This is a genomic window from Belnapia sp. AC561 (assembly GCF_979252845.1).
Map to the genome: position 1 here is coordinate 51,885 of NZ_CEEDBP010000006.1, position 24,858 is coordinate 76,742.

Below are 24,858 nucleotides of genomic sequence, written 5' to 3' on the forward strand. Positions count from 1 at the left end.
CTATTCCCCCAGCAGCGATTTGCGGGCCACCAGCGGCAGCGGCGCCAGGACGCCGCGATCGGAGGTGACGATGGTGCCCGCAATGCCGCGCGCCGCGCGGGTCCGGGACTCCGCTTGGGACTGCTGGTTCGCCGCCTCCGGCGCTGGGGCCGCGACCACGGGCGCGGGCGGCGGGGGCGGCGGGACGATCACCGGCTTCGGGGCACGGAACAGGCCACCCATGCGCGTCACCTCGGATTGTGGACATGAAGGGGTCCGATCGGGGCCGAAAATCCCGCGGGCCCGTCCCTGGGATGGGACAGGCCCGCGGTAGTCGGGGGATCGGAGGAGGACCGACAGGCGCAGATCGCCCGTTGGCAGGAGTGACTTAGCGCGCATTCGCGCCGACAGTCAAGATATTATTCCTAGATTTATCAATTTTGTTTAAAGAACAAAACAAGCCATAGGGCGTCAAGGCAAAGGGAGCCGCAGCCCCGAGCACGGCCCGGCATAGCGCCACGCAGGAGAAGGGCGAGAGTGGTGGCAGGTGCCGCGCCCGGGCTTCGGACGGGGCGAAGGGACCGAGCACCGCCAGCCCCGCCCGGCGGTAGAAACCGGGCAGGTCGAAGTCGGCCGGCAGTTCCAACCGGGCGACGACGAGCCGTCCGGTCAGGGGATCCAGCACCGTCCAGCCGCCGGCATCCACCAGGGCGGCGAAGCAATGCCGGAAGCCCGGCCGCAGCAGGCGCAGCCAGGGCTGGTCGGCCTGGCCGCCGAAGACGATGAAGGCCTCCTGCCCCGCGATCCGCGCGGCGCGGTGATGGGCCGGCCGCGCCGATCCCGGAGCCGCGCCGGTCACCGCCCGGCCACCGAAAACGCCAGGACCTGGGCCGGTCCTGCGACAGGAAGCGGGCCGGTGATGATGCCCTTGACGCGCAGCGGCCAGTCCAGCCGCGTCATCGCCTCATGCCACAGGCGCCAGTCGCCGGCCTCGCCTGGCTGGCGTGCATCGGGGGCAGTGCCGCGCTCGCCCCAGAGCCGCAGGATGCGGGCATGCTGGAGGTCGATCCGCCGATGGCGGTAGAGCCGGTCCAGGCATTTCACGACGTCGTCCGGCTCGCAGGGCCGGGTCAGCAGGCCGGCGCCGGAGACGATACGGGCGCCGTCGCGCCGCGCCGTCAGGGCGGCCATGGTCCAGAACCAGGCTTCCTCGACGCTGTGGAAGGGGGTTTCGCGGGACTGGCCGGTCCGCCCGGGCGTGCGGCTGGCATGGGTTGCGGTCATCGGGGAAATGTCCTTTCGAGCAATGAGAACATTTCGGGAACGTAAACCTCGGCCCGATGGATCGGCAAGCGCAAAGAAAGGAAAATTCGCCTATTGATCTTTGATCCCACACCTAGGATGTTATGCCCATGGAGCGACCCCATATCTGGTGCGGCACGCCGTATGGCGGTGGTGCCGGGGCTTCCGGCAGGAGCGGGCCGTGACACATGACGAGATCTGGCGGGCGCTCGATGCGCTCGCCGCCGAGAACGGGCTTTCAGCCTCCGGCCTGGCCCGCAAGGCCGGGCTGGACGCGACGGCCTTCAATCCCTCCAAGCGCATCGGTGCCGATGGCCGGGCCCGCTGGCCCTCGACCGAAAGCCTTGCCAAGGTCCTGACCGCGACCAGCACCGGCATGGCGGAATTCGCCGCTCTGGTGACCGGCATGGCCGCCGCCCTGCCCCGCGGCAGCCGCGGCCCCGCCGCCCGCCGCATTCCCCTGATCGGTCTCGCCCAGGCCGGCGGCGAGGGCTACTTCGACGATGGCGGCTATCCCGTCGGCGGCAGTTGGGACGAGATCTCGGTGCCGGAGGTCGGCGACCCCAATGCCTATGCGCTGGAGATTTCCGGCGAGAGCATGGAGCCGGTCTTCCGCGACGGCGACATCGTCATCATCTCACCCGGCGCGCCCATTCGCCGCGGCGACCGGGTGGTGGTGCGGACCCAGAATGGCGAGGTCATGGCGAAGGAATTGAAGCGCCAGTCCGCCCGGCGGATCGACCTGCGCAGCCTCAATCCCGCCCATCCGGACTATGCCTTCGACCTCGCCGAGATCACCTGGATGCATCGCATCGTCTGGGGTAGCCAGTAAGGGGCAGCCAATCGCCGCTCACGCCAGCCGGCGCCGCAGCGCCAGGGTCCCGAGCAGGGCCAGCGCCGCCAGGTTGCAGCCGATGCCGACCTCCCAGGCGATCGCGTAATAGCCGAAGCGGTCGTAGAGGAAGCCCGCCAGCCAGGCGCCGGCCGCCATGCCGGACAGGCTGAGGAAGAGCAGCGCCGGCACGCGCCAGGCCGCTTCCGCCGCTGGAAACAGCTCCCGCACCGCCAGCACATAGGCGGGCACGATTCCGCTGAAGCCGAGCCCGAAGGCGGCCGCGATGAAGAACAGCCCGGCCTCGTCCTGGGTGGTTAGAAAGGCCGCCATGCCGATGGCCTGGCAGACATTGCCGGCGATCACGGTATTCAGCCCGCCGAAGCGATCCGAGACCCAGCCCCAGAGCTGCCGGGCGATGAAGGCCGCGGTGAGCAGGACGGACAGCATGGCCGCGCCGCGCGACCCGGCAATCCCGAGATCGCCGCAGAAGGCGACCAGATGCGCCGCCGGCATCGCCATGGGGATGCAGCAGAGGAAGGAGGCGAAGGCGAGCAGCAGCAGGGCCAGGTTGGGCGGCAGGCCGAGGACCCGCGTGCCGGCCACCGGCCCGACCGCGGCTGCGGCACCCGGCAGCGGCCGCGGTGGTGGCCGCAGCACCAGCGCGGCCAGCGGCAGGATGATGCAGGCGGCGAAGATGCCGTAGCCCAGCATGACACGCTGCCAGCCATAGGCCTCGATCGCCCGTTCGAAGACGGTCGGCCAGACCGCGCCGGCGACATATTGGCCGGATGAGACGAGCGCCAGCGCGGTGCCGCGCCGCCGGTCGAACCACAGCGAGACATAGGTCATCATCGGCGGGTAGAGGGCGCCATTGCCGAGGAGCCCGACCAGCAGGCCGAAGCCCACGACCAACTGCCAGGCCGCGCCGCCCGAGGCCAGGAGCAGGCCGCAGCCCAGCATGGCGCCCCCGATCAGGGTGGTCAGCCGGGTCGAGGTTTGGCCGGCGAGCCACCCCATCAGCATGCCTCCTGCCCCGGCACCGAAATACGCGAGGGAGGATGCCAACGCAGGAATCGACCGGGTCCCGCCGAGGTCCGCGGCGATCGGCCGCAGCGCCACCACGACGAGCAGAGGTGCCCCGAAGGACACCGAGAGCATGGTGACGGCGGTGATGGCGATGACCCAGGAAGCCCGGGCTTCGATGCTCGGCGACTGATCGCCGGCCAGTCCGGACATAATGGATCCCTCCGATTCCGGAAGGATCAAACCATGCCGGCGGGACGCCGCCTATGCGGCAAGCCGGCCGGGGTCAGGCGGGACGCATCACCGGCGCCTTGCAGTCGCCAAGGTCCATTGCCTTGGCCGGCATCCGCGCCTCGGTACTCGCCATCCGCTCCAGGGTCACCGCTACGCGGGCGCGTTGCCAGTATTCCTCATCCATGCCTTCCGGACAGGCGTCATCGAGCCACAGCAGATAGGCACGTTCACGAATACGGGCGAGGCGGGCGTCATCCGGCATGCTGAAGCACTCCTGAGTTCGCACAACGCGAAAGACAAGGATTTGTTGCGGTCTGGCGATGCCGCCATCGCACCGATGCGCGATGCACGCGCGGTTGAGGTGCAAGCCGATGCTGCTCGCTACATGGTTCGCACGCGAACTGCGTGGGTGCGACAGTGGAGACAGAGATCAAGGAACGCCTCGACCAGACGGTGAAGCCGGTGGCAGCGACGCCACGTTCCTCCACCTGGTCGGAGGCCAAGCGCCAGTGGCGTGCGCAGGCCCAGTCAGCGACGAAGCCGGTTCAACACCGCCGGCGACAGCGCGCGGATTGGCTGCAGCCGCTGCTTGAGCGTCATCTCGGCAGCAACCCGCGAGCTGCGCTGAGCGGTGCCTTCCTGCTGTGGACGGGGGCCGTGGTCCTGACCCTGAGCCTGCTCGACGTGATCCGCCTCTAGTCTTCGCCGCCACACGAGGCTGACGGACCCGAGAACGTCTGTTCCCCATAGCGGCGGCCGCACCTATGGTGCCGCGGATGTCGCAATCCCGACCCGCGCCGCCGCGCCTGCTGCTTCCCGATGCCCCTGCGCTGATCGCCGGGCTGGGCCGCGCCACCCTGCTGACCACCGACGGCGAGTTGCTGGCCATCCCGGCAGCGGAGCTGGGCCGCACCCTGGCGGGCGCGCCGCCGCTGCTGGTGCATGGGCCGGCGACTGCCCGCAGGCTCGATCTGCCCCCCTTCGAGGCGGCCTTCGACCTGCTGGAGCTTTATGCCTTCTGCATGCCCGCCCGGCCTGCCGCGCCGACGCCGCGCGGCCTGGCCATGGCGCTGGACCTGCCGCCGCCCGCCGATGACGCCGCGGCGGCCGCGTTGCTGCCGCAGATGGCGACCATCATGCTGCGCCATCTGGCGGCCGGGCGCGGACTGCCCCTGAACCGCGATGCGGCGATGCTGGCGGCGCAGATGGAGAAGGCGGCGGGCTGGTCCTGGGCCCCTTCGGTCATCGCCGCCCTCGGGGGCAGTGCCGAATCCAAGCCTTCGTTGGATCCCTACAAGGTCTGGCGCCGCCTGCCGGATTGGGAGGACCCGGGCCCGGCCCCGCCGCCCGGCAGCTTCGATGTCTCCTCCGCCGATGCCCGCACCCGCCTCGCCCATATCCTCGGCGATGGCGCCGAGCAGCGGCCGCAGCAGGCCGACTACGCCTCCGCCGCCAGCGGTGCCTTCGCCCCGCGGGAGGACAAGGGCTCGCCGCATGTCATCCTGGCCGAGGCCGGGACCGGCACGGGCAAGACCCTCGGCTATATCGCCCCGGCCAGCCTCTGGGCGGAACGCAATGGCGCGCCCGTGTGGATCAGCACCTTCACCCGCAACCTGCAGCGGCAGATCGACCAGGAACTCGGCCGGCTCTACCCCGAGCCGGAGGAGCGGCGCCGCCGCGTGGTGGTCCGCAAGGGCCGCGAGAATTACCTCTGCCTGCTGAACCTCGAGGAGATGATCGGCCAGGCCAGCCATCCCGACATGGCCGTCCCCCTCGGGCTCGTCGCCCGCTGGTCGCTGGCGACGCGCGACGGCGACCTGATGGCCGGCGACTTCCCTGGCTGGGTCACCGAACTGTATGGCCCGGCGGCGATCTGGCCGCTGGCGGATCGCCGCGGCGAATGCATCCGCTCCGCCTGCCCGCGCTACAAGCAATGCTTCGTCGAGCACTCGATCCGCCGTGCCCGCACCGCCACGCTGGTCGTCGCCAACCATGCGCTGGTCATGGTCCAGGCCGCCATGGGCGGGGCCGAGGACGCCCGGCCGCTGCGCTACGTCTTCGACGAAGGCCACCATATCTTCGATGCCGCGGATGCCGCCTTCTCCGCCGCGCTCTGCGGCGCCGAGACGGCCGAGCTGCGCCGCTGGCTGCTGGGTGCCGAAGGGGGCCGCAGCCGGGCGCGGGGGCTGCGCCGCCGGATCGAGGAACTCGCCAGCGATATCCCCGAAGTGCTCCCGCCGATGGAGGCGGCGCTGACCGCCGCCCGTGCCCTGCCCGGCCTCGGCTGGGTCAGCCGGCTGTCCGAGGAACCCCGCGAGCCGACCAGCGAGGCCGCGGCGGAGCGGCTGGCCAATCCGACCGAAGTCTTCCTCCGCGCCGTCCGGCGCCAGGTCCTGGCGCGGGCGCCGGAGGAAGACAGCATCTACGACGTCCAATGCGATCTCTTCCCCCTGGGCGAGGACCTGCCGGAAGCTGCCGAAGCGCTCGGACGCGCGATGAAGCGCATCGCCGAGCCCCTGCAGAGCCTGTGCGACAAGCTGAAGGCCCGGCTCGAGGATGAGGTCGAGGAATTGGAGACGACCGATCGTATCCGGCTGGAAACGGCGGCCAAGGGAATCGAGCGCCGGGCCCTGATCCCGCTCGGCGCCTGGCAGGGAATGCTGCAGGCCTTGCGGGACCCGCCGCCGGTGCCGGGCGAACGCCGGGCCTTCGTCGATTGGCTGGCCCTCACCCGGCGCGAGGGGCGCGAGGTCGATGCCGGGCTGCATCGCCATTGGCTGGATCCGACGACGCCCTTCGCGCTCAACGTCGCCGCCCCGGCGCATGGGCTGCTGATTACCTCCGCAACGCTGCGCGATGCCGGGCTGGCCGACGACCAGGATGCCGCCTGGACGGCGGCGGAAGCCCGTACCGGCGCCAGCCATCTGGCCCTGCCGGCGATCCGTGCCGCCGTGGCCTCGCCCTTCGACTATGCCGCCAATACCCGCGCCTTCGTGGTGACGGATGTGGACAAGGCCCGATCCGGCCAAGTCGCGGCCGCCATGCAGGCTTTGTTCAAGGCCTCGGGTGGCGGCGGCCTCGGGCTTTTCACCGCCATCCGGCGGCTGCGCGACAGCTTCCGCCACATGGCCCCGAACCTCGAGGCGGCCGGCATCCCGCTCTATGCGCAGCACATGGATGCGATGGACAATGCGACGCTGGTGGACGTGTTCCGCGCGGAGGAGAATTCCTGCCTGCTCGGGACGGATGCCATGCGGGATGGCGTGGATGTCCCGGGCCGCTCGCTGCGCCTGCTGGTCTTCGACCGGGTGCCCTGGCCGCGCCCCTCCATCCTGCACCGGGAACGCCGCATCCACCTCTCGGCCGGCGATCCCAAGGGCTATGACGATGCCCTGGCCCGGCACCGGCTCCGCCAGGCTTTCGGCCGCCTTATCCGCCGGGTCGACGACAAGGGTGTCTTCGTCCTGCTCGACCGGTCCTGCCCCAGCCGCTTGCTGGCGGGCCTGCCGGAAGGTGTCTCGGTACGGCGGACCGGGCTTGCCGAAGTGGTGGCGGAAACCCGCGCCTTCCTGGCAGAAGGGTGACAGGGCGGGCGGTTGACGCCGGCCGCCCGGCGCGCGACCACCCCCGGGAAAGCGAGGCCCCCATGCCCAATACCCGATTCAATCCGCAGGAAGCCCTGGTCTGCGCCATGGTCCTGATGGCGGCATCCGATCGCACCATGTCGGATGCCGAGCTGAACATGATGTCCCGACTGGTGCAGACCCTGCCCGCCTTCAGCGACTTCCACCCGAACGGCATCTCCAGCGTCACCGAAACCTGCCTGATGCTGCTGGACAAGACCGATGGCCTGGATCGCGCCTGCACCCTGATCCGTGAGGCCCTGCCGTCCCGCCTGCGGGAGACGGCCTATGTGCTGGCCTGCGAAGTGGCCGCGGCCGATGGCGACCTGACGCAGGAAGAACTGCAGTTCCTGCAGGACTTCCGCATCGCCATGGACCTCGACCGGCTGATCGCCGGTGCCATCGAGCGCGCGGCGCGCGCCCGCTACCAGGTCATCTAGACCCGACCCGGCGGGCAACCGGGCTGACGGTCGGCACCGGGACTGGCCGCCGGCGCCAAAGCGCCAGGCCGAGCAGGCCGGCGGCGGTCAGCCCCGTCACCGCCCAGCCGCCCCATTCCCAGCGGGTGAGGCCGACCGCCACGCGCAGGTCCCGCATCGGACGGTCGACGATCACCTGCACCAGGCCATCCGGCCCCGGCCGCACCTCGACCGGCTGGCCGGCCCCATCGGTCGCCTGCCAAGCGGGGAAATAGAACTGCGGCAGGCTGAAGCTGGCCGTCGCCTCCGGCACCACATACCCACCGGGAATGCGGCTGGTGCCCGCCGGCAGCGGCGGCCGCGGCCACGGCTCCGGCCCCTGCTCCGTCTCGGTGCCCTGCCACAGGCTGAGCCAGCCGGCGTCCTTCGCCCAGACCGGGAGATGCTCCGGCGAGGTACCGCGCGGCGAGGACAGGGCCCGTTCCAGGCGTGGCTGCGACGGTATGAAGCGTGGCCAGTCCGGATTGCCGAAGGCCGTCATCACCCAGAGGAACAGCGGCGGCATCGCGGCGCTGACCAGGCCGAGGACGAGCACCGCCGGCCGTGCCATCCGCGTCCCGCCCGCCAGCGCCAGCGCGGCCAGCGCCGCGACCGGCATGGTCAGCAGACCGGTCGCCCGCCAGGGGAACTCGATGGAGCGGAGCTGCGGCAGCAGGATCCACAGCGGCAGCGTCACCACCGTCATCAGTGCGAAGGAGGAGAAGAGCAGCACCATGGCGGCCCGGCGGAGCGGCGAGGCCGGCATGGCGCGCGCCATCCAGCGGAAGGTCAGCGCCGCAAGCACCGCGACCCAGCCCGCCGCCCAGACCGTGAGGAGGAACTGCACCCAGACCGCGGTGCCCTGGAGCCCGCCGTAGAACATCAGGCTGGTCTGCCAGATGCCGCCGTCCATGCCCTCGAAATTGGCGTCCTTCAGCAAGGCCGCCGCGGGGAGGATGAAGCAGGCCGCCAGGCCGGCGCCGCCGATGCCGCCCCACATCGTCCGCATCGCCCCACGCGGCCCGCCATAGGCCCAGCCGTAGAGCGGCGCGAGATGGGCGACCAGGGCACAGCTCGGCAGATGCGTCATCGCCAGCGCGCCGAAGACCAGGGCAAGGCCGGGGATGCCGCGGGAGTCGCGGCTCTCGGCCGCGCGCTCGATCGCCAGCAGCAGGAATGGCAGCATCGCCGCACCCGCCACCTCGGCATAGGAGAAGCGGATCCAGGGATTCACCACTGCCGGATAGGGCAGCAGGGTCGCCAGAGCCGCTGCCGTCAGTGCCGCCGCCGGCGGGACATGCCGTCGCAGCCACAGGAAGCAGCCCGCGAGGAAGACCAGCCGCCACAGCGCCATGGTCAGCGCCAGCGCATCGGCCACCGCCAAGCCGCTGATGCGCTGCACCAGCGCCGCCACCCAATAGCCCATCGGCGGATAGGTGTAGAAAGTGTTGCCGCCGAGGCCGAAATTCGTCTCCATCACCCAACGCGGCCACCAGCGGCCTTCGGTGATGCCGGCATCCATGTAGGACAGGGCGGTGAGGGCGAAATTCGCATCATGCCCGAAATTGCGCCCATAGACCGGCACACCCAGCAATGGCGCCAGGGCGGCGGTGGCAACGACCAGTGCTGTCAGCAACAGGCCAAGACGCAAAGTCACGGCAGAACCTCCAGGGTATGGGCAGCGCCAGGGCGCATGACCTTCGGCAGCAGCTTCACCAGCAGCCAGAGCAACAAGGTGATATCCAGGACATGCAGCGCGACCGTGTAGCGGATGTGCCCCGCCTCGACCGCCGAGGTGACGATCAGCGTGCCGTGCAGCACGAGCGCGATCCCCCAGATGAGAACCGTCACGGGTTCGGCGCGGCGCCGTAGCACCCGCAGCGCCAGGCCAGGGATCAGGATAAGCGAGAGCACCGCACCGCTGACTGCGGCACCGATCAGGATCACCAGCCCATGGATGGGGAGGTCGTAGCGTTCGAGCCCCCAGCAGTTATCGAACTCCCGGCAGAAGGCGAATTCGGTCCAGTCGCGCGCGACCGTCGTTGCCCAGGCCGGCCAATAGGAAGGCTGGATGATCAGGCCCAGCCAGTCATGCGCCCAGAGCCGCAGGTACTCGCCGGGATGGGCAGCAATGAGATCACGGGCGATCGCACGCGCCAGTTGATCCTTGCCGCGCCCATCGGCGGCCATCCACTCCGGCCATTCACGTTCGGCGGTCGGCCAGAAGGCGGGGAAGCGGACATCGCCGGAGGACTGGATCTGCGCCCGCAGGGTCGCGGCGATATCGGGTTGCGCCGCGATGAGCCTCCGTGCGGCTGCCGCGGCCGGCAGCGCTGCCTGAACCGCGCTGGGCTTGCCCACCGCATCCTCCGGCCGCAGCAGGACAAGCGCCTTGCCGAGCAAGGATATGCCGGCCCATGAGCCGATCTCGAAATGGCCGTGCCGGACATAGGTCCAGCCCATGCCCGAAAGCAGGACGCCGACAGCGACCACGCCGGCCACCGCGGCACGCCGCAGCCCGGCACCGAAGGCGAAGCGACGGTCGAAGGCCGCCACCAACAGGGGGAGCGGCAGAAAGGCCATGCCGGTGCTGCGCAAGAGCGTGGAAAGGCCGAAGCACGCCGCCGCCACCAGCAGCGGCGCCAGGTCGCCGCGCCGCGCGTAGCGGCACTGCATCGCCAGGCCCAGCAACGTCAAGGCAACGAAGGATGATTCCGTCAACAGCCACCTGCTGCTGTCATAGACGGCGGGCTGCATCAGGATGAGTGGCGCGGCCAGGATCGGCACGACCGGGCTGCGCAGCAGCCGCCCCAGTTCGATGATGAAAACTGCGATCGCGCAGCCCAGGAAGATAAGCTGCACCAAGGGCAGGCGCTCCAGCCCGCCGGTCATGTACATCCAGCTGTTTGTCAGCCAGCCATAGAGCGGCGGCCGGTAGCCGGCCATTTCCAGATAGGCTGCCGAATCGCCGGTCGGAATCGGCAGGAGCGGCAGGTGGCGCGCCATCCGCAGCACGAAGACGAGGCTGATGAGGAGGCTCGGGAGGACGATCCAGAGATCAGCGTTCTTCTCCCTCGAATCCTCGTGGAACATGGTGAGGGATGGCAGGCGCAGCGGCATGCGGCGTAATCCGATTTCATGATTCATGCGCGGACACCCACGGCCGATACGACGCACCCGGTTGCGGCCCCATGCCGCTCGGATCGCTTCCAGTATCGTCGCCGAGAGCATTGCCGCAATGCACCCCGTGGCTTCTCACGCGGTGTTTTGCCCGGCAGGCTATGCACGCCTGACGCGTGACGCACAGCAACGAGAGGTCGGGCTGCTCTCGCCCATGCGACTTCTTCAGGCATTCCGGCATCCGTTAGAATAACTGGTATTTCAGACGGATTTCCGACGTGGACGACGGACGCCACCTGACTGATGCCTTTGCGCCGCAAGCGACGCGGCATAGCCGCCCGCAGCCCGTGCTCTCGATCATCATTCCGGTCTTCAACGAAGAGACGGTCATCCCATTCTTTCACGCCCGGCTGGCACCGGTTATGGCGGGGATCGGCCTGCCATGGGAAGCCATCTACGTCGATGACGGCTCACAGGACGGCAGCCTCGGCGTGTTGGAGGCCTTGCGGTTACGGCACCCGGAGATCGGCGTCGTCAGCCTCAGCCGCAACTTCGGCAAGGAAGCGGCCATGACCGCGGGGCTCGATCACGCACGCGCCTCGGGCGGCATCGTGGTGATCGACGTCGATCTGCAGGATCCGCCCGAGGTCATTCCGGAGCTCGTTTCGGTCTGGCAGGAAGGCATCGATGTGGTCTTCGCCCAACGCCGTAGCCGGGCTGGCGAGACCTGGTTGAAGAAGGCGACCGCCAGCGCCTTCTATCGGCTGATGGCACGCCTCGGCGGACCGGTGCGGCTGCCGCCTGATGTCGGCGATTTCCGCTTGATGAGCCGCCGATCCGTCGATGCCCTGCTGCAGCTGCGTGAGCGGCATCGCTTCATGAAGGGCCTGTTCGCCTGGGTCGGCTTCCCGTCTCGTGCCGTACCCTATGACAGGGCGCCGCGGGCGGCGGGAACCACAAAGTGGAATTACGGGCGGCTTTTCAACCTATCGGTCGAGGGCATCACCAGCTTCACCACCCTGCCGTTGCGGGTCGCCACTTGGCTTGGCGTCGTCACCGCGGTCTTCGCCATCGGCTATGGCGGGGAGGTCGTGGCGAAGGCGATGATCTACGGCAATCCGGTGCCGGGCTATCCCAGCATCATGGCCGTCGTCCTGTTCCTTGGCGGCGTGCAGCTGATGACACTTGGCGTCATCGGCGAATATCTCGGCCGGGTCTTCAATGAGACCAAGGGCCGCCCGCTCTATATCGTCGGCCGTCACCTGACGAGCGCCGCGAACCATGCGGCAGAGACGTCAGGCGCGCCGCCGAAGCTTTGAGGCCATTCCTTAGGCCTCTCGCAGGGCACGCGGCATGCGGCCACCGAGCAGCAATGCGAGGATGGTCAGGTAGACGATGCCTCCGACGCAAGCGATCAGCAACAGCGCGGTCAAGGGCTCTGTCTGCTCCACGTGGCGCGCCATCAGGATTGCCGCCGCGGCCATGCCTGCCGTGCCGATGACCGGCACCATCAGCCGCGCTGCCAGCCATCGCACCGGCCGGCCGAGTGCCCGGAGGCCCAGCGCAAGCTGAATCGGAGGAACAGCCAGGCTCCCGCCTGCCCAGCAGAGTGCAGCACCTGCGGCATCGACCGGTCTCACCACGAGCAAGGCCGTGAGGGGGACGGAAAAAGCGACGAGCTGTACGACGAGGTTGATTCGCGTCCGCCCCACCGCCAGCCAAAGCGCCGAGGCCGGACCGACCAAGAAGGTCGGAATGGCGGCGAGAGCCACCAGTTGCGCGGGCGCCGCTGCGGCGATCCAAGGCCCGCCCATCAGCAGTGTCACAAGCTGAGGTGCCGTGATAGCCAAGCCCGCCGCAATGGGCAGGCCGACCAATGCCTGCAACTGCGTCAGATCGCCATAGGCTTCGGCCAGCGCGATCCGATCATGCTGCAAGGCGGAAAGGCGCGGCATGGCGAGGCGAGAGGCCGCCCCATTCACCACCGCCATGGCCACGTCCAATAGGCGGAAGGCGATATGCGTCACCGCCACGATGGTTTCCACCACCAGCGTCCCGAGTGCCAGGATGAAGATGCGATAGCGGCCATTGAAGACGAGCAGTGCGAGGATCTGCGGCCCGGCGACCGGCCAGAGTTCGCCGAGCGCCTTGCGATCCAACAGCCATCGCGGCCGCCAGTCCGACAGCACCACCAGCAAGACGAAGACCGAAAGCGTTGCGGTCGTCTGCTGGACGACCATGGCCCAGGCGCCCCAGCCTGCCAGCGCGGCCAGTACACCGGCACCGACCGACAGCGGTTGGCAAAGCAGGACGCGTAGCGAGAGCAATCGGTACCGCCGCCCCCGCAGCGCCAGCGCCGCCAGCAATCCTGCGACCGCCGAGAAGGGCAGCAGCAGCGCCAGACTCTGGATCATGTCCGTCAATGCCGGCACGCCGATGGCCCCGGCCACCCAGGACGCTGCCACCGCGAGCAGGCCGGCGCCGAGGATTGCCACACCCACCGTCGTCCAGAAGGCCGAGGAGCGGTGCCGTTCCTCGAGGTTCGACCGTTGCAGCAGGGCATCGCCGAACAGGGCGGCGATCGGAAAGTCGATCGTCAGGAAAGCGCTGGCGGCGATCGCACCGGTGCCGGCTGCCTGGGGCCCGATCAGGCGGGCAATGAACAGCAGGCCGACCAAGGCGAAGATCGCCGCACCGATCGTCTCCGCGGCAACCCATGCGGCAGAGTTGGCGCCAGGAAGAATACGTCGCATCACGCCGGTCCAATGCCAGGCACGAGCCATGCAAACGATACCATGGCAGCACTTGGGACCGGCAGCGGGCGTGCGACACCAGAGGAGGCCGTAACTCTCCCAAGCCCGATCATGGATTCAGCGCTGGGTTGCGACGACGGGCTCATCATCCTCTCCAGCATCGACGCAACCGTCGCATTCAGATGTCCAGACGATTGAAAATCGGTGTCGGCAACAGCCGGATGATGCTCATCACCGGCCACCAGATGCCTGGAAGGTAGATGCTGCCGGATCCCTTACGCGCCTGCCGCCAAGCAGCCGCAGCGAAATCCCGCGGCGACATCATGAAGGGCAGCTTCGGGAGCGGCCATGTCATTCCGGTATCGATGGGCCCGGCCTTGATGCACAGGACCCGGACGCCTGCCTTGGCCAAGCGTGCAGCATATCCCTGCAGATAGGTCAGCAGCGCAGCTTTCGTTGCACCGTAGAGGAAGTTGCGCTTCCGACCGCGGTCCCCTGCGACTGAGCCCAGGACGACAACCGACCCACCGGCCTGAGCCTCCAGCACGGGCCGAAAGGCTGCAAGCACCGATGCGGCGCCTGTGAAATTGGCCTCGATCATATGGCGGGCAACCGCAGGATCGGCATCTGCCTCTGCCTGGTCGGGCATCACGCCGAAAGCCAGGAAGACCTGCAAAACGCTGCCCGCGGCGCGCGCCGCGCAATCCGCGGCGAAGCCTTGGTGGGTGCCGGTATCCAGCGCATCGAACCGCATGACGGTGACGGCCCCATCGAAGCGGATCCGCAGGTCACTGGCCTGCCGGTCAAGATCATCGAGGTCCCGTCCCGCCAGTAGCACGCTCGCCCCATGAGCCGCGGCCTCGCGCGCGAAGGCTCGTGCCACGGCCGAGGAAGCGCCAAGGATCAGCCAGGTCTCGTTGATCAAATTCCCAGCCTCCTGGCCATATCGGAAGAAAGCCGTCCCTGGGGGTCGATTCGAGCGCGCACGGCGCGGAACGCCGCGAGTTCCGGGTACATGGCAGCGAAGCCCGCTGGCGACATCGCACTGTCTTTCGCAAGATAGATGCACCCACCGGCATCGCGGGTGATTCGTTCAAGCGCCACGAACAATTCCTTGCTGCCCGGCTTGGTCGGAATGTCCAATGCCAAGGAATAGCCGGGCATACCGAACGAAAGCATGCCCCGACCCTTAGGGCCCATCGTCTTCAGCACGGCCAGGAAGGATGCCGCGCCGGCGGCGGCAATCGTATCCAACAGAAGCCGTAATGCCTTTTCGCCGGTGCCGAACGGCACCACACATTGGAACTGCTGGAAGCCGCGCTTTCCATACATCCTGTTCCAGCTCTCGATTGCATCGAGAGGATAGAAGAATGTCCGGTAGGTGACCGCCTGCTCATCCGCCGTGACCGGCGCGCGTCGCCAATAAACCGCATTGAATGCGCTCACGCTGAGACCGTTCAGCAACCAGCCGGGCGCATCGATTGGAAATCGCTTCCGCCTCTCGTGCGTCGGCGCAAGGCTGCTCTCGCTGGGCTCTGCGGTCTCGATAATGCCGCGACCCAAAGCTTTGCCCCTCGCCATGGCATCGATCCAGCCGACCGAATAACTGGTCTTGGACGCAGCCTGGAATGCCTCCAGGAATTCTTCGAGGTTTCCTATCCGGCGGCGCCGCACGGTCAAGGCATTGGAACCTACCGCCATCATGCGCAGGCAGATGGCGGTCACGATTCCGGTCAGGCCAATGCCGCCAAGCGTCGCACGGAACAGATCGGCGTCGCTCGCCTCCGATACGCGCAGCGACCGTCCATCGGGCACCAGCAGATCGAGCCAAGCAATATGATTACCGATGCTGCCGACTTTATGGTGATTCTTGCCATGAACGTCGTTCGCTACGGCACCGCCCAAGGTTACGTAGCCGGTCCCGGGTGATACCGGCACCAAAAATCCCTTGGGCAGAAAGGTCGCCATAAGGTCGGCAAAGGTGACGCCAGGCTCTGCCACTAGCAGGCCCGTGGATGCATCGAAGGAAAGGACGCGGTCCAGCCTCGTGGTCAGCACCGCAGCACCGCCAGTATTGAGCGCGGCGTCGCCATAGCTGCGTCCGGCACCATGGGCGATCAGCGACCGCCCTTCCGGTGTGGCAAGGGCCGAAACCATATCCTGCATTCGCTCAGGACGGGCCGCCAAGCAGTCCGACTGGCTGTTCCGGCCCCAGCCTTCCAGACGCAGTTCCTTCCAGCCGGCCGTCCGCACACCCGCCTGTGCCTGCACCAACGGGCTATCCAGCATCGGACTCACTTTCACAGGGCCATGACGATAGCTGCGGCAACGACCGCGCCGATGCCCCAAGACCATGGATCCCGAAGCGCAAATATCACCGGGTCGTCCTTCAGCTCCCGGCGATGCGCCAGCAGCCAGACGCGCATCAGCCAGACCGCAACGGCGCCGGGTGCGACATAAAGCCACGCTGCGTGCCCATACATCCTCGAAGGCAATGCATCGTCGGCGACGTAGAGAATCATGATCTGCAAGGCGCCGATCGCAGCCGCCGCGCCGAAGCCGAGCGTCAGCGGCCAGTCATCGACTTCCCAGCCACGCCGCGCCAGTGCCGGGCTATCTGCCACGCGTGCCTCCATGAGTTCGCAATGCCGTTTGGCCAAGGCCAGAGAGAAAAAGAAGAAGCCGGCAAAGGCGATCAGCCAGGGGGAATAGGGAACATCCGCGAGCTCGACGCCAAGCGACAGGCGAATGGTGAATAGCGCCGCGATTGTCAGTGTATCCAACAGCGCTATCCGCTTAAGAAAAGCAGAATAGAGCATGGACAAGCCACAATAGCCGAGGATCGCCACCGACAGCATCGGCCGAAATAGCAGTGGCAGCAGGAGCGCAATCAGTATCAGTACGATAGCCAGCGCCAGTGCATGGAGCGGTGCGATTTTGCCCGAGGCGATGGCCCGGGATCGCTTCGTGCGATGCATCCGGTCCGATGCGAGATCGGAAAGGTCATTGAGAAGATAGGTCCCCGATGCGGCGAGACCAAGGAGCAGCATGCCCAACACGCAATGGACGATAGCGGTCGCATCACCCAGCTTGTGACCCAGGACCAGCGGCACCAGCACGAGGACGTTCTTGGACCACTGATGGATCCGAAGCGCACTGATCCAGGTCCGCAAGCGCGATCCGCTTTGCGGGAATTCCGCAATGACGCTCGAGTTGATAGTCCTCGCCGCCGCTGAGGTGGTTGCGCTGGCATTCACCAGCACGATTTCCTTGGCGGCAGCAAAGACGGGCAGATCATGCCTGCTGTCGCCAGCATAGGCAAAACCATCAGGAAAGGCACGCCGAAGAAACGTTGCCTTTTCTTCGCTGCGCAGATTCCGCGTGCCATCACTACCCGTTGCGCTCTTGAACAGGCCCAAGTGGTTCGCAACCGCATCAGCAATCGTTTGGTCTGCCGCAGTTACAAGATGCAGTTCTCGGCCTAGGTCGCGTTGCTGTTGTAACCACTCCAGGAAGGGTCGATTCAATGGCAATCCAGCGGCATCGGCCGGCACCTGGCGACTGACAGAGCGCTTGAACGCGGCGCGTCCCTGCGGAAGAGAGCGCAACAATGACGGAAAACTCGTTGGTGCATGCAACAATGCAGCAACCACACCTTCATGCAAGGTATCGGTTGCCAGCAATGTTCCGTCCAAATCAACCGCGAGCGGCAGAGGCCTATCTGCTTGGGCACAATTCATGTTTGCGCTGAAGGCCTGCATACCGCGTTCGTTCCTCGTGCCGCGGCGCAAAATCCCATTCCAATCCTCCCTGCGATAGTACCATTGGCGTGAGAGACGTTGCGACTGACGAAAAGGTCAGCAGCCGGCCAAAACAGCACCAATGGGTTGAATATCACTGCATGGTGATGATGCTTGCGGGAAGCACCCTTGCCGATCCTTAAACGCAACGCAACGTGACTGCTTCGACGCCATCTAGCTTCCTTGAGTACCTTCCGCTTTCGCAGCAGCCCCCGTTATGTTGTGACGCAATCCCTAGGGCAGGATGCGAATGCACGACGCGGCAGGCACCCAGGACACCATGATGCCGACGCCGGACCACGAGACGGCGGCTGTATTCGTGCGGCCAGTCCCCAGCGTCACCGCATGCATCGTGACTCACAATCGGCCGCACTACGTCCGGAGTTGCTTGGAGAGCCTTCGTCAGCAGACGGTTGGCCTCGGGGGCTTCGACATCATTGTCGTCGATAGTTGTAGCCGGGCGGATGTCAGCCTCGAGCTTGCGCGGCTCGTGGCCGGCATGCCCAATGCGCGGCTCCTCCGTATCGATCGGCCGGGGGCCAGCGCGGCGCGCAACCTTGGCGCCGCGACCAGCCAAGCGGATTTCATTGCTTATATCGATGACGATGGCCTGGCGATGCCCGATTGGATCGAGCAGATCCAGCATGTGCTGCTGGAACGTTCCTCCTGGCCTGGGGTCATTGGCGGACGTGTCCTTCCGGTATGGGAGGCACCGCTACCGCTCTGGTGGCCAGCGACGCTCCGCGGTGTGCTCTCGATCATCGAATGGGAAGGGCGAGGCGAATTCAGGACTGCCGCGGTTCCTTCGGGCCTCGAACCCTATGGCGTCAACATGATCGTGCAACGAAAACCGTTGCTGGAGATCGGTGGCTTCGCCGAAAGGCTGGGCCGCTTCGGTGGCCTCCTGCTGTCCGATGAGGATGTCCAGGTCGGGTGGCGCCTGCAGGACCGTGGCTACTCCGCCTGGTACGACAGTCGAATTATGGTCAGGCACCAAATTCAAGCGGTCCGGATGTGTCCCGAATGGCTGCTTGAAAGGCTGTACTGGCAGGGAGCCTCGGCCGTTGCGACGCGCCGCATCCTCGGGGCGCCGGATTCGGTTTGGCGTGAACTGCCGCGTCGCCTGGTCGTGGAGTTGCTGACCCTGCCTGCATCGCTGCTGCCGAAGCAAAGCACGGCATTGCTGAGCCTCCGTTGGCGCCTGGCGTATGCCCGCGGCTTCACCCGCATGGCGCTGATGGGAGAGCATCGCAAGCGCACGTTGCCCAGGCGCCTTTGGCGGGCGCTGCTGCGATCGGATGGCCAGCCGGTTATTCCAACACTCGATATCGGTGCCCGGGCGAGCAACGCATCGGAGCCCCGTTCATGAACACGCCCAACCTGACCGTCGTCTTTGCCACCCGCAACCGGGCAAAGCCGCTGGAACGTGTCCTGACCGCCTTCACGGGTCTGGCAGCGCCGACCGGCGGCTGGAAGCTCGTGGTCGTCGACAACGGCAGTACCGATGCGACACTTTCGGTTCTGGCCGATTTTGCGGATCGCCTTCCCCTGGTCGCGCTGTCCTGCCCCAAGCCCGGCAAGAATCGCGCACTCAATCTCGCATTGCCCGAGTTGCATGGTGATCTGGCGATCTTCACGGATGACGACGTATTGCCCGATCCGGATTGGCTACTGCGCCTGCGCGATGCCGCTGATTCGCATCCGGAAGCCGATCTGTTCGGCGGCACGGTTCTGCCGGATTGGCCCAGCCCGCCGCCTGACTGGCTTTCGGAGAAGGCTGTCGAATTCAGCGTCCTTTATGCGCAGCAGCGGCGGGACAGTGGTCCTTGCGGCTTCGCCGATATCTTCGGCCCGAATATGGCCATCCGTACCGCCATCTTCACGGCGGGTACGCGCTTCGCGGAACACGTCGGCCCGGACGGTACCAATCCTCTCTATGCCATGGGTAGCGAAACCGAATTGCTTCGCCGGCTGGAAGCCTCGGGACACCGTGGCTGGTTCGAGGCAACGGCGCGCGTCCGTCACATCATTCGGCCTGAACAGATGGAGGAAGGCTGGATCCTCGAGCGCGCCTTTCGCTATGGCGTCGGTGAGGGCCGGAACTACGCCGCCTCCCTGTCCGCAGGACTTCTGCTGCGCCTGCTGGCCTATCGTGTTGCCGCAAGGGGTGTCGCCCTGCTGCCACCCTCTCCAAGACGGCTCCGCATCCGCTACCGGGATCGGTGGCTCGCCGGCGTCATGGCCGGACGTCCGGTAGCGCGGGCCTCGCCCTCAGCCGGCTGACCGGCCTTCTTCAGCCCAAATCCTTCTGCCATCCAATCATGGAGAGATCGGTGTATTCGTCGAGGCTCCGCTCCCAGGCGCTCCGCATCCCTTCCGCTGCGATTTCGCTGCCTTTCCTGCTGCTGCTTCTGTCGTTGCTCGCCTATCGGGCAACGAAGAAGCTGACCTTCTATGCAGCAGGGCAGTCCGAGACGCACGGATTCGCGCTTGTCGTCTTCTGCTGCGTCGCGGCACTTCCCTTTATCGGGATTCGCTATGCCGATGTGCCGCGCATGCTGCGGGCGATCCTGCGTGGCATCGGTGTCGTCGTGCTGGTTCAGGTGCTGTTCGACGCTTTCGGCCCCGTGCCGCCGGCGCCGAACATCATCTTCGGTGCCGCGAATGAACACACGCTGTTCTTCCGCTGGGGCGCCTTGATCGCGGTCATCGCCGGCTTCGCGTCGCTCTGGCGGCCGATCTTCCTGATGCCGCTGTTCATCTACTACGTCGCCTTCCGACTGCTGATCGGTCCCGCCGCCGGTATCTGGGTGACCGATACGGATTTCCTCTCGATGCTCGATGCCGGCGTCTTCGCCGCGCTCGGTGGCGTCATCGCGGTCGTGGCAACGAGCGAATGGACCCTGAAGCGCCTTCCTTCGCTGCGGGCCCTGATGTCGGACGTGCCGGCGGATGTACTGCGGCTGAAGGCGACCAACCTCGTCTGGGCGGTGATCGTCGGCGCCCATCTCGGCAATTACTTCTGCTCGGGCGTGGCCAAGCTCATGGCTGGCGGTCCCGCGCCCTGGACCTGGCTGCTGCAGAACCCGACGCAGACGGCGATCGTCATCGGCACGGAGCGTGGCGACAATCCGCTGGCGATGTTCCCGTCGCTGCTGCAGTTCAGCTGGGACACGATCTCGACCTTCGGCCTGGCCTTCAACTTCTTCGTTCTCTTTGCCCAGCTTCTGGCGCCGCTGGCGATCCTGCGGGTCCGCTGGCTGCTGTTCTTCACCTTGCTCTTCGACATCTTCCACATCGGCGTCTACATGACGCTGGGTGCGCTTTTCCACTTCTGGATCGCGGTCAATCTCATCATCTACACCTCGGCCTGGCGGCTGAAGGACAATGAGATCACGTCGATGATGAAGCTGGTCTGCGTGCTGACCGTGCTGTTCGGCCATACCATCTTCTACACCAACTGGCTCGGCTGGCTGGATGGCGCGAAGCTCGCCAGCCCGCAGTTCTACGCCATGACGAAGGATGGGCGGGAAGTCTGGGTGCCGCAGGTCTATTACGGCATCTACTCCTACACCATCGCGCAGGCCGCCACCTATGTGCCGGAAGGTCATTTCAACTTCCGTATCGGTGGCAACAACCTGAACCTGAACGACTGGCACGATGCCACGTCCTGCGGTCCCCGCGTCGCCGAGACGCAGACGACGGGCGCGACTCTGAAGGACATGGAAAACCTGGTGCGGGATACCCATAGCTTCATGGTCCGCCATCCCTATATCAAGAATGACAACCTCTATTACTTCTACCCCCACCACATGCAGCCGAATCCCTGGGTCTTCCGGGAGTTCAACCGGCTGAATATCGAGGATATCGTGGGCTACAAATACGTCGTCGAATCGGTCTGCCTCACGCTCCGCGATGGCCAGCTCGTCCGGGACGTGAAGAAGCGCGATGAGTACCGCTTCGATGTCCGCTGATCCGCAGCCCGGGGCCCTGCGCCCCGCGCCCGCCGGGCAGTCGGAGCGGGAGGTCTTCGTCGTCTATGACGGCATGTGCCCCTTCTGCACGCGCTACGTCATGCTCTACCGGATCCGCCAGCTGGCCGAGAAGGTGCACATGATCGACGCGCGCTCGGACCACCCGGTGGTGGCGGAGGCCAAGGCCCGCGGCCTGAACCTTGAGAACGGCATGGCGGTGAAGTGGAACGGCCGCTTCTACCATGGCGCCGATGCCCTGCACGTCCTGGCCATGCTGGGCAGCGAGGACGGCACCTTCAACAAGCTGAACCGGTTGGTCTTCAGCCGGCCCAAGCTGGGGAAATTCCTCTACCCCGCCATGGTGGCAGGCCGGCGCCTGACGCTGAAACTGCTGGGCCGGCCACCGATCGCCGACTAGTCGGCGGTGATCCCGCCCAGCGTCACGACACGCCTCCAGCGGTCGATCTCGGCCTGCTGGAACCGGGCGAATTCCTCCGGTGAGCTGCCGACCACCTCGAAGCCGATGTCGCGCAGCCGCGCCTCCGTTTGCGGCATCCGCAACGCCGCGACCGCCGCGCCATGGATGCGCGATACCAGCGGCGCAGGCATTCCCGCCGGTCCCCCGAAGCCCTGCCAGGAAAAGACGACGAAATCGCGCAGTCCGCTCTCCTGCGCGGTCGGCACCTCCGGCAGCAAAGGGCTGCGTGCATCGCTGGTGATGATGATCGGGCGGACCCGTCCGTCCCGGATCTGCGGCGCGATCGAGCCGAGGTTCTGGAAGGAAAGCTGGACAGTCCCGGCGATCAGGTCCGTCGTCGCGGGTGCGCCGCCGGCATAGGGCACATGCGCCGCTTCGCTCCCCGTCGCCTGCTTGAACATTTCCATCGTCAGGTGATCGGAGGAGCCGATGCCGCTGGTGGAGTAGGAGGCCTTGCTGCCATTGGCCTTCAGCCAGTCCAGCAGCTCCGGCAGGGTCTTGGCCGGAACCTGCCCAGGGTGCACCACCAGCACATTCGGGGTGCGCACCGTCTGGGTGATGCGGGTCAGCTGCGCCACCGGATCGTAGGCCAGGTTCGGCCGCAATGCGACGTTGATCGCCCAGGTGCTGATCGGCGCATGCATCAGGGTATGGCCATCCGGTGCGCTGCGGATCACGGTGCGGGCACCGACCTCTCCGGTGGCGCCGGGCCGGTTCTCCGCGACCACCGGCTTGCCGAGTGCCTGCTGCATGCCTTGCGCCAAGGCCCTGGCGATGATGTCGGAGGAGCTGCCGGGCGCGAAGGGCACCACGATGGTGACGGGACGGCTGGGCCAGTCCTCCTGCGCCGCAGCGCCGCGGGCACCCACGATCAGGCCAGCGGCCCCGAGCAATTGGCGGCGATGCATCGCTTTTCCCTTCCTTGGTTGCCGCGCATTGGCAGGATGCGCGGTTGCGCCGTCAACCCATGACACGGCGGCACGGGCCATGGCGGGACCCTCGGCCGGCACAGAGACTTGACGCCGCGGCCGGGTCGGGCTCGCCTGACGGCCGGAGGAACTCACAATGGCCCCGAAGCCGCAGCCCTTCACCCTGGCCATCCCGGAGGTGGCGATCGCCGATCTCAAGGCCCGGCTCGCCCTGACGCGCCTGCCGGACCAGACACCCGGCGAGCCCTGGGCCTACGGCACCGATGTCGCCTACCTCAAGGGCCTGCTCGCCTATTGGCAGGACGGCTTCGATTGGCGTGCCGAGGAAGCGCGCCTCAATGCCTTCCCGCAGTTCACCGTGCCGCTGCATGGGATCGACCTGCACTACCTGCATGTTCCTGGCGTCGGCCCGAACCCGACGCCCCTGCTGCTCATGCATGGCTGGCCTGGCTCGGTCTTCGAATTCCTGGATATCATTCCCCGGCTGACCGACCCCGCCCGCTTCGGCGGCGATCCGGCGGATGCCTTCACCGTGGTCGCACCCTCCCTGCCCGGTTACGGACTTTCCTTCCGGCCCGGCCAGCCACGCTTCAGCGTCGAGGCGATCGCCGATTGCCTCGCGGCGCTGATGACTGACGTCCTCGGCTACCCACGCTTCGGCGCCCAGGGCGGCGATTGGGGCGGCTTCACCGCCTCCCGCCTCGGCGTGGCGCATCCGGAGAAGCTGCTCGGCATCCACATCAACCTGCTGTCGCTGCGGCCGGACCAGCCCCCGCCGGCCCATCCCACCCCGGAGGAAGCCCGCTACGCCGAGGAAGTCGCGGTCTGGCTGAAGGAGGAAACCGGCTACCAGTGGATCCAAGGCACCCGCCCGCAGACCCTGGCCTTCGGCCTCAACGACAGCCCCGCCGGACTGGCCGCCTGGATCGTGGAGAAGTTCAGGGCCTGGTCGGACTGCGGCGGCGATGTCGAAGCCGCTCATCCACGTGACCGGCTGCTGGCGAATATCGCCTTCTACTGGTTCACCGGCTGCATCGGCGCCTCCTTCTGGCCCTATTACGCCCGGGCGCATGGGTCCTGGCCGATCCCGGAGGGCCGCACGGTGGACGTGCCCATGGGGTATGCGGCCTTCCCCCGGGAAATCCGCCGGCCGCCGCGCAGCCTCGCCGAGCGGACCTATACCGATATCCGCCGCTGGACGCCGATGGCGAAGGGTGGCCACTTCGCCGCCATGGAACAGCCCGAAGCCCTCGCCGGCGAGATCGCCGCCTTCTTCCGCTCCCTGCGGGGAGGCTCGCCATGAAAGCCATTGGCTATACCGCACGCGGGCTGCCCATCGCGGATCCGCAATCGCTGCAGGATCTCCTGCTGCCCGATCCCGGCCCGCCGCTCAGCCATGACCTGCTGGTCCGGGTGCAGGCCGTCTCCGTCAATCCGCGCGACGCGAAAAGCCGAGCCGTCTTCGAAGCCTCGCCCGAGAAGCCCATGGTCCTCGGCTACGATGCCTCGGGCATCGTCGAGGCGGTCGGCCCCGACTGCCGGCTGTTCAAGCCGGGCGATGCGGTCTTCTACGCCGGCGTGCTGGACCGCCCCGGCTCCAATGCCGAGTTGCAACTGGTCGATGAACGGATCGTCGGCCACAAGCCCAAGTCGCTCGGCCATGCCGAGGCCGCGGCCCTGCCGCTGACGACCTTGACCGCCTGGGAGATGCTGTTCGACCGGCTGGCCATCCCCCGGGACGATACGTCCGGGGAGGCGCTGCTGGTCATCGGCGGCGCCGGCGGTGTCCCCTCCATCGCCATCCAGGTCGCCCGCGCGCTCACCGGGCTGACGGTCATCGCCACCGCCTCCCGCCCCGAAAGCGCCGACTGGGTGCGGGCCCGCGGCGCCCATCACGTGCTGGACCATACCCGGCCCCTGGCGGCCCAGGCCAAGGCGCTCGGGCCGATCCGCTATGTCTTCTCCACCCATACCGATGCGGCTGTCTGGGCCGAGATCGCCAAGCTCATCGCCCCGCAGGGCCGTTTCGGGCTGATCGACGACCCGGAGCCGCTCGACCTCCGCCTAGTGAAGTTCAAGAGCGTCTCCATTCATTGGGAGGCGATGTTCACCCGGCCGATGTTCCGCACCGCCGATATGCAGCGCCAGCACGCGATCCTGTCGGAAGCCGCCTCGCTGCTGGACAGTGGCATCCTCAAGCCCGGACCGGCTGCGCATTACGGCCGGATCACCGCGGCGAACCTCCGCCGGGCGCATGCTGCGATCGAGGCTGGCCGGGTCGTCGGCAAGATCGTTCTTGAAGGCTTCGAATCCACCCCAAACTGACGAGCCGATTTGGCTAGACTGGCGG

At 67.1% G+C, this 24,858-nt stretch carries 23 protein-coding genes; 11 read left to right on the top strand and 12 right to left on the bottom strand.

Annotation, left to right across the window (positions count from 1 at the left end; genetic code table 11):
• The 3 genes from AC0IW9_RS06850 to AC0IW9_RS06860 form a co-directional block, all read right to left on the bottom strand.
• Entirely contained in the window at positions 1-222 is a 222-nt protein-coding gene (locus AC0IW9_RS06850; RefSeq protein ID WP_471647470.1) for a hypothetical protein, read from the bottom strand.
• A 145-nt stretch (positions 223-367) separates the two neighbouring features.
• Positions 368-838 carry a hypothetical protein gene (locus AC0IW9_RS06855; protein WP_471647471.1) on the bottom strand — a complete coding sequence of 157 codons (471 nt, stop codon included), beginning with the start codon at positions 836-838 and terminating at the stop codon, positions 368-370.
• A complete protein-coding gene (locus AC0IW9_RS06860; RefSeq protein ID WP_471647472.1) occupies positions 835-1,263 on the bottom strand; it encodes a hypothetical protein in 429 nt (142 codons plus the stop codon). The genes AC0IW9_RS06855 and AC0IW9_RS06860 overlap by 4 nt, the downstream gene beginning before the upstream one ends.
• 199 nt (positions 1,264-1,462) lie before the next feature.
• Between AC0IW9_RS06860 and AC0IW9_RS06865 the strand changes: the two genes are divergently transcribed.
• Positions 1,463-2,113: a S24 family peptidase gene (locus AC0IW9_RS06865; protein WP_471647473.1), complete on the top strand. Its 651-nt coding sequence runs from the start codon at positions 1,463-1,465 to the stop codon at positions 2,111-2,113.
• 18 nt (positions 2,114-2,131) lie between these two features.
• Here AC0IW9_RS06865 and AC0IW9_RS06870 read toward each other — a convergent pair whose 3' ends face one another.
• Together AC0IW9_RS06870 and AC0IW9_RS06875 are read right to left on the bottom strand one after the other, a co-directional pair.
• Positions 2,132-3,352 carry an MFS transporter gene (locus tag AC0IW9_RS06870; RefSeq protein WP_471647474.1) on the bottom strand — a complete coding sequence of 407 codons (1,221 nt, stop codon included), beginning with the start codon at positions 3,350-3,352 and terminating at the stop codon, positions 2,132-2,134.
• Positions 3,353-3,425: 73 nt separating this feature from the next.
• Positions 3,426-3,635 (bottom strand): DUF2934 domain-containing protein, encoded by a 210-nt coding sequence (locus AC0IW9_RS06875; protein WP_471647475.1) that lies wholly within the window; start codon positions 3,633-3,635, stop codon positions 3,426-3,428.
• Between the two features lie 155 nt (positions 3,636-3,790).
• Here AC0IW9_RS06875 and AC0IW9_RS06880 point away from each other — a divergent pair, with 155 nt between their 5' ends.
• From AC0IW9_RS06880 to AC0IW9_RS06890, 3 genes are all read left to right on the top strand, one after another.
• Positions 3,791-4,072, top strand: coding sequence for a hypothetical protein (locus AC0IW9_RS06880; RefSeq protein WP_471647476.1), 282 nt, complete (start codon positions 3,791-3,793; stop codon positions 4,070-4,072).
• 77 nt (positions 4,073-4,149) lie between these two features.
• Positions 4,150-6,957 carry an ATP-dependent DNA helicase gene (locus AC0IW9_RS06885; RefSeq protein ID WP_471647477.1) on the top strand — a complete coding sequence of 936 codons (2,808 nt, stop codon included), beginning with the start codon at positions 4,150-4,152 and terminating at the stop codon, positions 6,955-6,957.
• A gap of 62 nt (positions 6,958-7,019) precedes the next feature.
• On the top strand, positions 7,020-7,436 hold the full coding sequence (locus AC0IW9_RS06890; RefSeq protein ID WP_471647478.1) for a tellurite resistance TerB family protein: 417 nt from the start codon (positions 7,020-7,022) through the stop codon (positions 7,434-7,436).
• Here the strand turns inward: AC0IW9_RS06890 and AC0IW9_RS06895 are convergent.
• Positions 7,429-9,111: a hypothetical protein gene (locus tag AC0IW9_RS06895; RefSeq protein WP_471647479.1), complete on the bottom strand. Its 1,683-nt coding sequence runs from the start codon at positions 9,109-9,111 to the stop codon at positions 7,429-7,431. The two genes, AC0IW9_RS06890 and AC0IW9_RS06895, sit on opposite strands and share 8 nt — an antisense overlap.
• On the bottom strand, positions 9,108-10,574 hold the full coding sequence (locus tag AC0IW9_RS06900) for a hypothetical protein (protein WP_471647480.1): 1,467 nt from the start codon (positions 10,572-10,574) through the stop codon (positions 9,108-9,110). The genes AC0IW9_RS06895 and AC0IW9_RS06900 overlap by 4 nt, the downstream gene beginning before the upstream one ends.
• A 356-nt stretch (positions 10,575-10,930) precedes the next feature.
• On the opposite strand from AC0IW9_RS06900, the gene AC0IW9_RS06905 reads away from it, so the two are divergent.
• On the top strand, positions 10,931-11,893 hold the full coding sequence (locus AC0IW9_RS06905; protein ID WP_471647641.1) for a glycosyltransferase family 2 protein: 963 nt from the start codon (positions 10,931-10,933) through the stop codon (positions 11,891-11,893).
• Between the two features lie 9 nt (positions 11,894-11,902).
• Here the strand turns inward: AC0IW9_RS06905 and AC0IW9_RS06910 are convergent, their stop codons facing one another.
• From AC0IW9_RS06910 to AC0IW9_RS06925, 4 genes are all read right to left on the bottom strand, one after another.
• Positions 11,903-13,327 (bottom strand): oligosaccharide flippase family protein, encoded by a 1,425-nt coding sequence (locus AC0IW9_RS06910; RefSeq protein ID WP_471647481.1) that lies wholly within the window; start codon positions 13,325-13,327, stop codon positions 11,903-11,905.
• Between the two features lie 178 nt (positions 13,328-13,505).
• Positions 13,506-14,252, bottom strand: a complete 747-nt coding sequence (locus tag AC0IW9_RS06915; protein ID WP_471647482.1) for an SDR family NAD(P)-dependent oxidoreductase — start codon at positions 14,250-14,252, stop codon at positions 13,506-13,508.
• Complete coding sequence (locus tag AC0IW9_RS06920) at positions 14,249-15,616, bottom strand: FAD-binding oxidoreductase (RefSeq protein WP_471647483.1); 1,368 nt, start codon at positions 15,614-15,616, stop codon at positions 14,249-14,251. Before AC0IW9_RS06920 ends, AC0IW9_RS06915 begins: the two co-directional genes overlap by 4 nt.
• Positions 15,617-15,627: 11 nt before the next feature.
• The gene (locus AC0IW9_RS06925) at positions 15,628-17,088 is read right to left on the bottom strand and encodes a UbiA family prenyltransferase (protein ID WP_471647484.1); all 1,461 of its coding nucleotides are present in this window, start codon (positions 17,086-17,088) and stop codon (positions 15,628-15,630) included.
• A 289-nt stretch (positions 17,089-17,377) separates the two neighbouring features.
• Here AC0IW9_RS06925 and AC0IW9_RS06930 point away from each other — a divergent pair, with 289 nt between their 5' ends.
• The 4 genes from AC0IW9_RS06930 to AC0IW9_RS06945 are packed head-to-tail and all read left to right on the top strand — an operon-like array spanning position 17,378 to position 21,519.
• On the top strand, positions 17,378-18,496 hold the full coding sequence (locus AC0IW9_RS06930) for a glycosyltransferase family 2 protein (protein WP_471647485.1): 1,119 nt from the start codon (positions 17,378-17,380) through the stop codon (positions 18,494-18,496).
• The gene (locus tag AC0IW9_RS06935) at positions 18,493-19,410 is read left to right on the top strand and encodes a glycosyltransferase family A protein (RefSeq protein ID WP_471647486.1); all 918 of its coding nucleotides are present in this window, start codon (positions 18,493-18,495) and stop codon (positions 19,408-19,410) included. Before AC0IW9_RS06930 ends, AC0IW9_RS06935 begins: the two co-directional genes overlap by 4 nt.
• A 50-nt stretch (positions 19,411-19,460) precedes the next feature.
• Positions 19,461-21,101, top strand: a complete 1,641-nt coding sequence (locus tag AC0IW9_RS06940; protein ID WP_471647487.1) for a hypothetical protein — start codon at positions 19,461-19,463, stop codon at positions 21,099-21,101.
• Positions 21,091-21,519, top strand: a complete 429-nt coding sequence (locus AC0IW9_RS06945) for a DCC1-like thiol-disulfide oxidoreductase family protein (protein WP_471647488.1) — start codon at positions 21,091-21,093, stop codon at positions 21,517-21,519. Before AC0IW9_RS06940 ends, AC0IW9_RS06945 begins: the two co-directional genes overlap by 11 nt.
• Here the strand turns inward: AC0IW9_RS06945 and AC0IW9_RS06950 are convergent.
• Positions 21,516-22,487, bottom strand: a complete 972-nt coding sequence (locus AC0IW9_RS06950) for a Bug family tripartite tricarboxylate transporter substrate binding protein (protein ID WP_471647489.1) — start codon at positions 22,485-22,487, stop codon at positions 21,516-21,518. The genes AC0IW9_RS06945 and AC0IW9_RS06950 overlap by 4 nt on opposite strands.
• A gap of 157 nt (positions 22,488-22,644) precedes the next feature.
• On the opposite strand from AC0IW9_RS06950, the gene AC0IW9_RS06955 reads away from it, so the two are divergent.
• Both AC0IW9_RS06955 and AC0IW9_RS06960 read left to right on the top strand, forming a co-directional pair.
• The gene (locus AC0IW9_RS06955) at positions 22,645-23,811 is read left to right on the top strand and encodes an alpha/beta fold hydrolase (RefSeq protein WP_471647490.1); all 1,167 of its coding nucleotides are present in this window, start codon (positions 22,645-22,647) and stop codon (positions 23,809-23,811) included.
• The gene (locus AC0IW9_RS06960) at positions 23,808-24,833 is read left to right on the top strand and encodes a zinc-binding alcohol dehydrogenase family protein (RefSeq protein WP_471647491.1); all 1,026 of its coding nucleotides are present in this window, start codon (positions 23,808-23,810) and stop codon (positions 24,831-24,833) included. Before AC0IW9_RS06955 ends, AC0IW9_RS06960 begins: the two co-directional genes overlap by 4 nt.
• Positions 24,834-24,858 lie beyond the last annotated feature (25 nt).

Bases quoted from the DNA above. Each gene is read 5' to 3' on its own strand.
- AC0IW9_RS06960 (WP_471647491.1), top strand. From the start codon at position 23,808: ATGAAAGCCATTGGCTATACCGCACGCGGGCTGCCCATCGCGGATCCG.
- AC0IW9_RS06925 (WP_471647484.1), bottom strand. From the start codon at position 17,088: ATGCAGGCCTTCAGCGCAAACATGAATTGTGCCCAAGCAGATAGGCCT.
- AC0IW9_RS06955 (WP_471647490.1), top strand. From the start codon at position 22,645: ATGGCCCCGAAGCCGCAGCCCTTCACCCTGGCCATCCCGGAGGTGGCG.
- AC0IW9_RS06910 (WP_471647481.1), bottom strand. From the start codon at position 13,327: ATGCGACGTATTCTTCCTGGCGCCAACTCTGCCGCATGGGTTGCCGCG.
- AC0IW9_RS06875 (WP_471647475.1), bottom strand. From the start codon at position 3,635: ATGCCGGATGACGCCCGCCTCGCCCGTATTCGTGAACGTGCCTATCTG.
- AC0IW9_RS06870 (WP_471647474.1), bottom strand. From the start codon at position 3,352: ATGTCCGGACTGGCCGGCGATCAGTCGCCGAGCATCGAAGCCCGGGCT.
- AC0IW9_RS06850 (WP_471647470.1), bottom strand. From the start codon at position 222: ATGGGTGGCCTGTTCCGTGCCCCGAAGCCGGTGATCGTCCCGCCGCCC.
- AC0IW9_RS06935 (WP_471647486.1), top strand. From the start codon at position 18,493: ATGAACACGCCCAACCTGACCGTCGTCTTTGCCACCCGCAACCGGGCA.
- AC0IW9_RS06885 (WP_471647477.1), top strand. From the start codon at position 4,150: ATGTCGCAATCCCGACCCGCGCCGCCGCGCCTGCTGCTTCCCGATGCC.
- AC0IW9_RS06945 (WP_471647488.1), top strand. From the start codon at position 21,091: ATGTCCGCTGATCCGCAGCCCGGGGCCCTGCGCCCCGCGCCCGCCGGG.
- AC0IW9_RS06950 (WP_471647489.1), bottom strand. From the start codon at position 22,487: ATGCATCGCCGCCAATTGCTCGGGGCCGCTGGCCTGATCGTGGGTGCC.
- AC0IW9_RS06900 (WP_471647480.1), bottom strand. From the start codon at position 10,574: ATGCCGCTGCGCCTGCCATCCCTCACCATGTTCCACGAGGATTCGAGG.
- AC0IW9_RS06920 (WP_471647483.1), bottom strand. From the start codon at position 15,616: ATGCTGGATAGCCCGTTGGTGCAGGCACAGGCGGGTGTGCGGACGGCC.
- AC0IW9_RS06860 (WP_471647472.1), bottom strand. From the start codon at position 1,263: ATGACCGCAACCCATGCCAGCCGCACGCCCGGGCGGACCGGCCAGTCC.
- AC0IW9_RS06930 (WP_471647485.1), top strand. From the start codon at position 17,378: ATGCACGACGCGGCAGGCACCCAGGACACCATGATGCCGACGCCGGAC.
- AC0IW9_RS06890 (WP_471647478.1), top strand. From the start codon at position 7,020: ATGCCCAATACCCGATTCAATCCGCAGGAAGCCCTGGTCTGCGCCATG.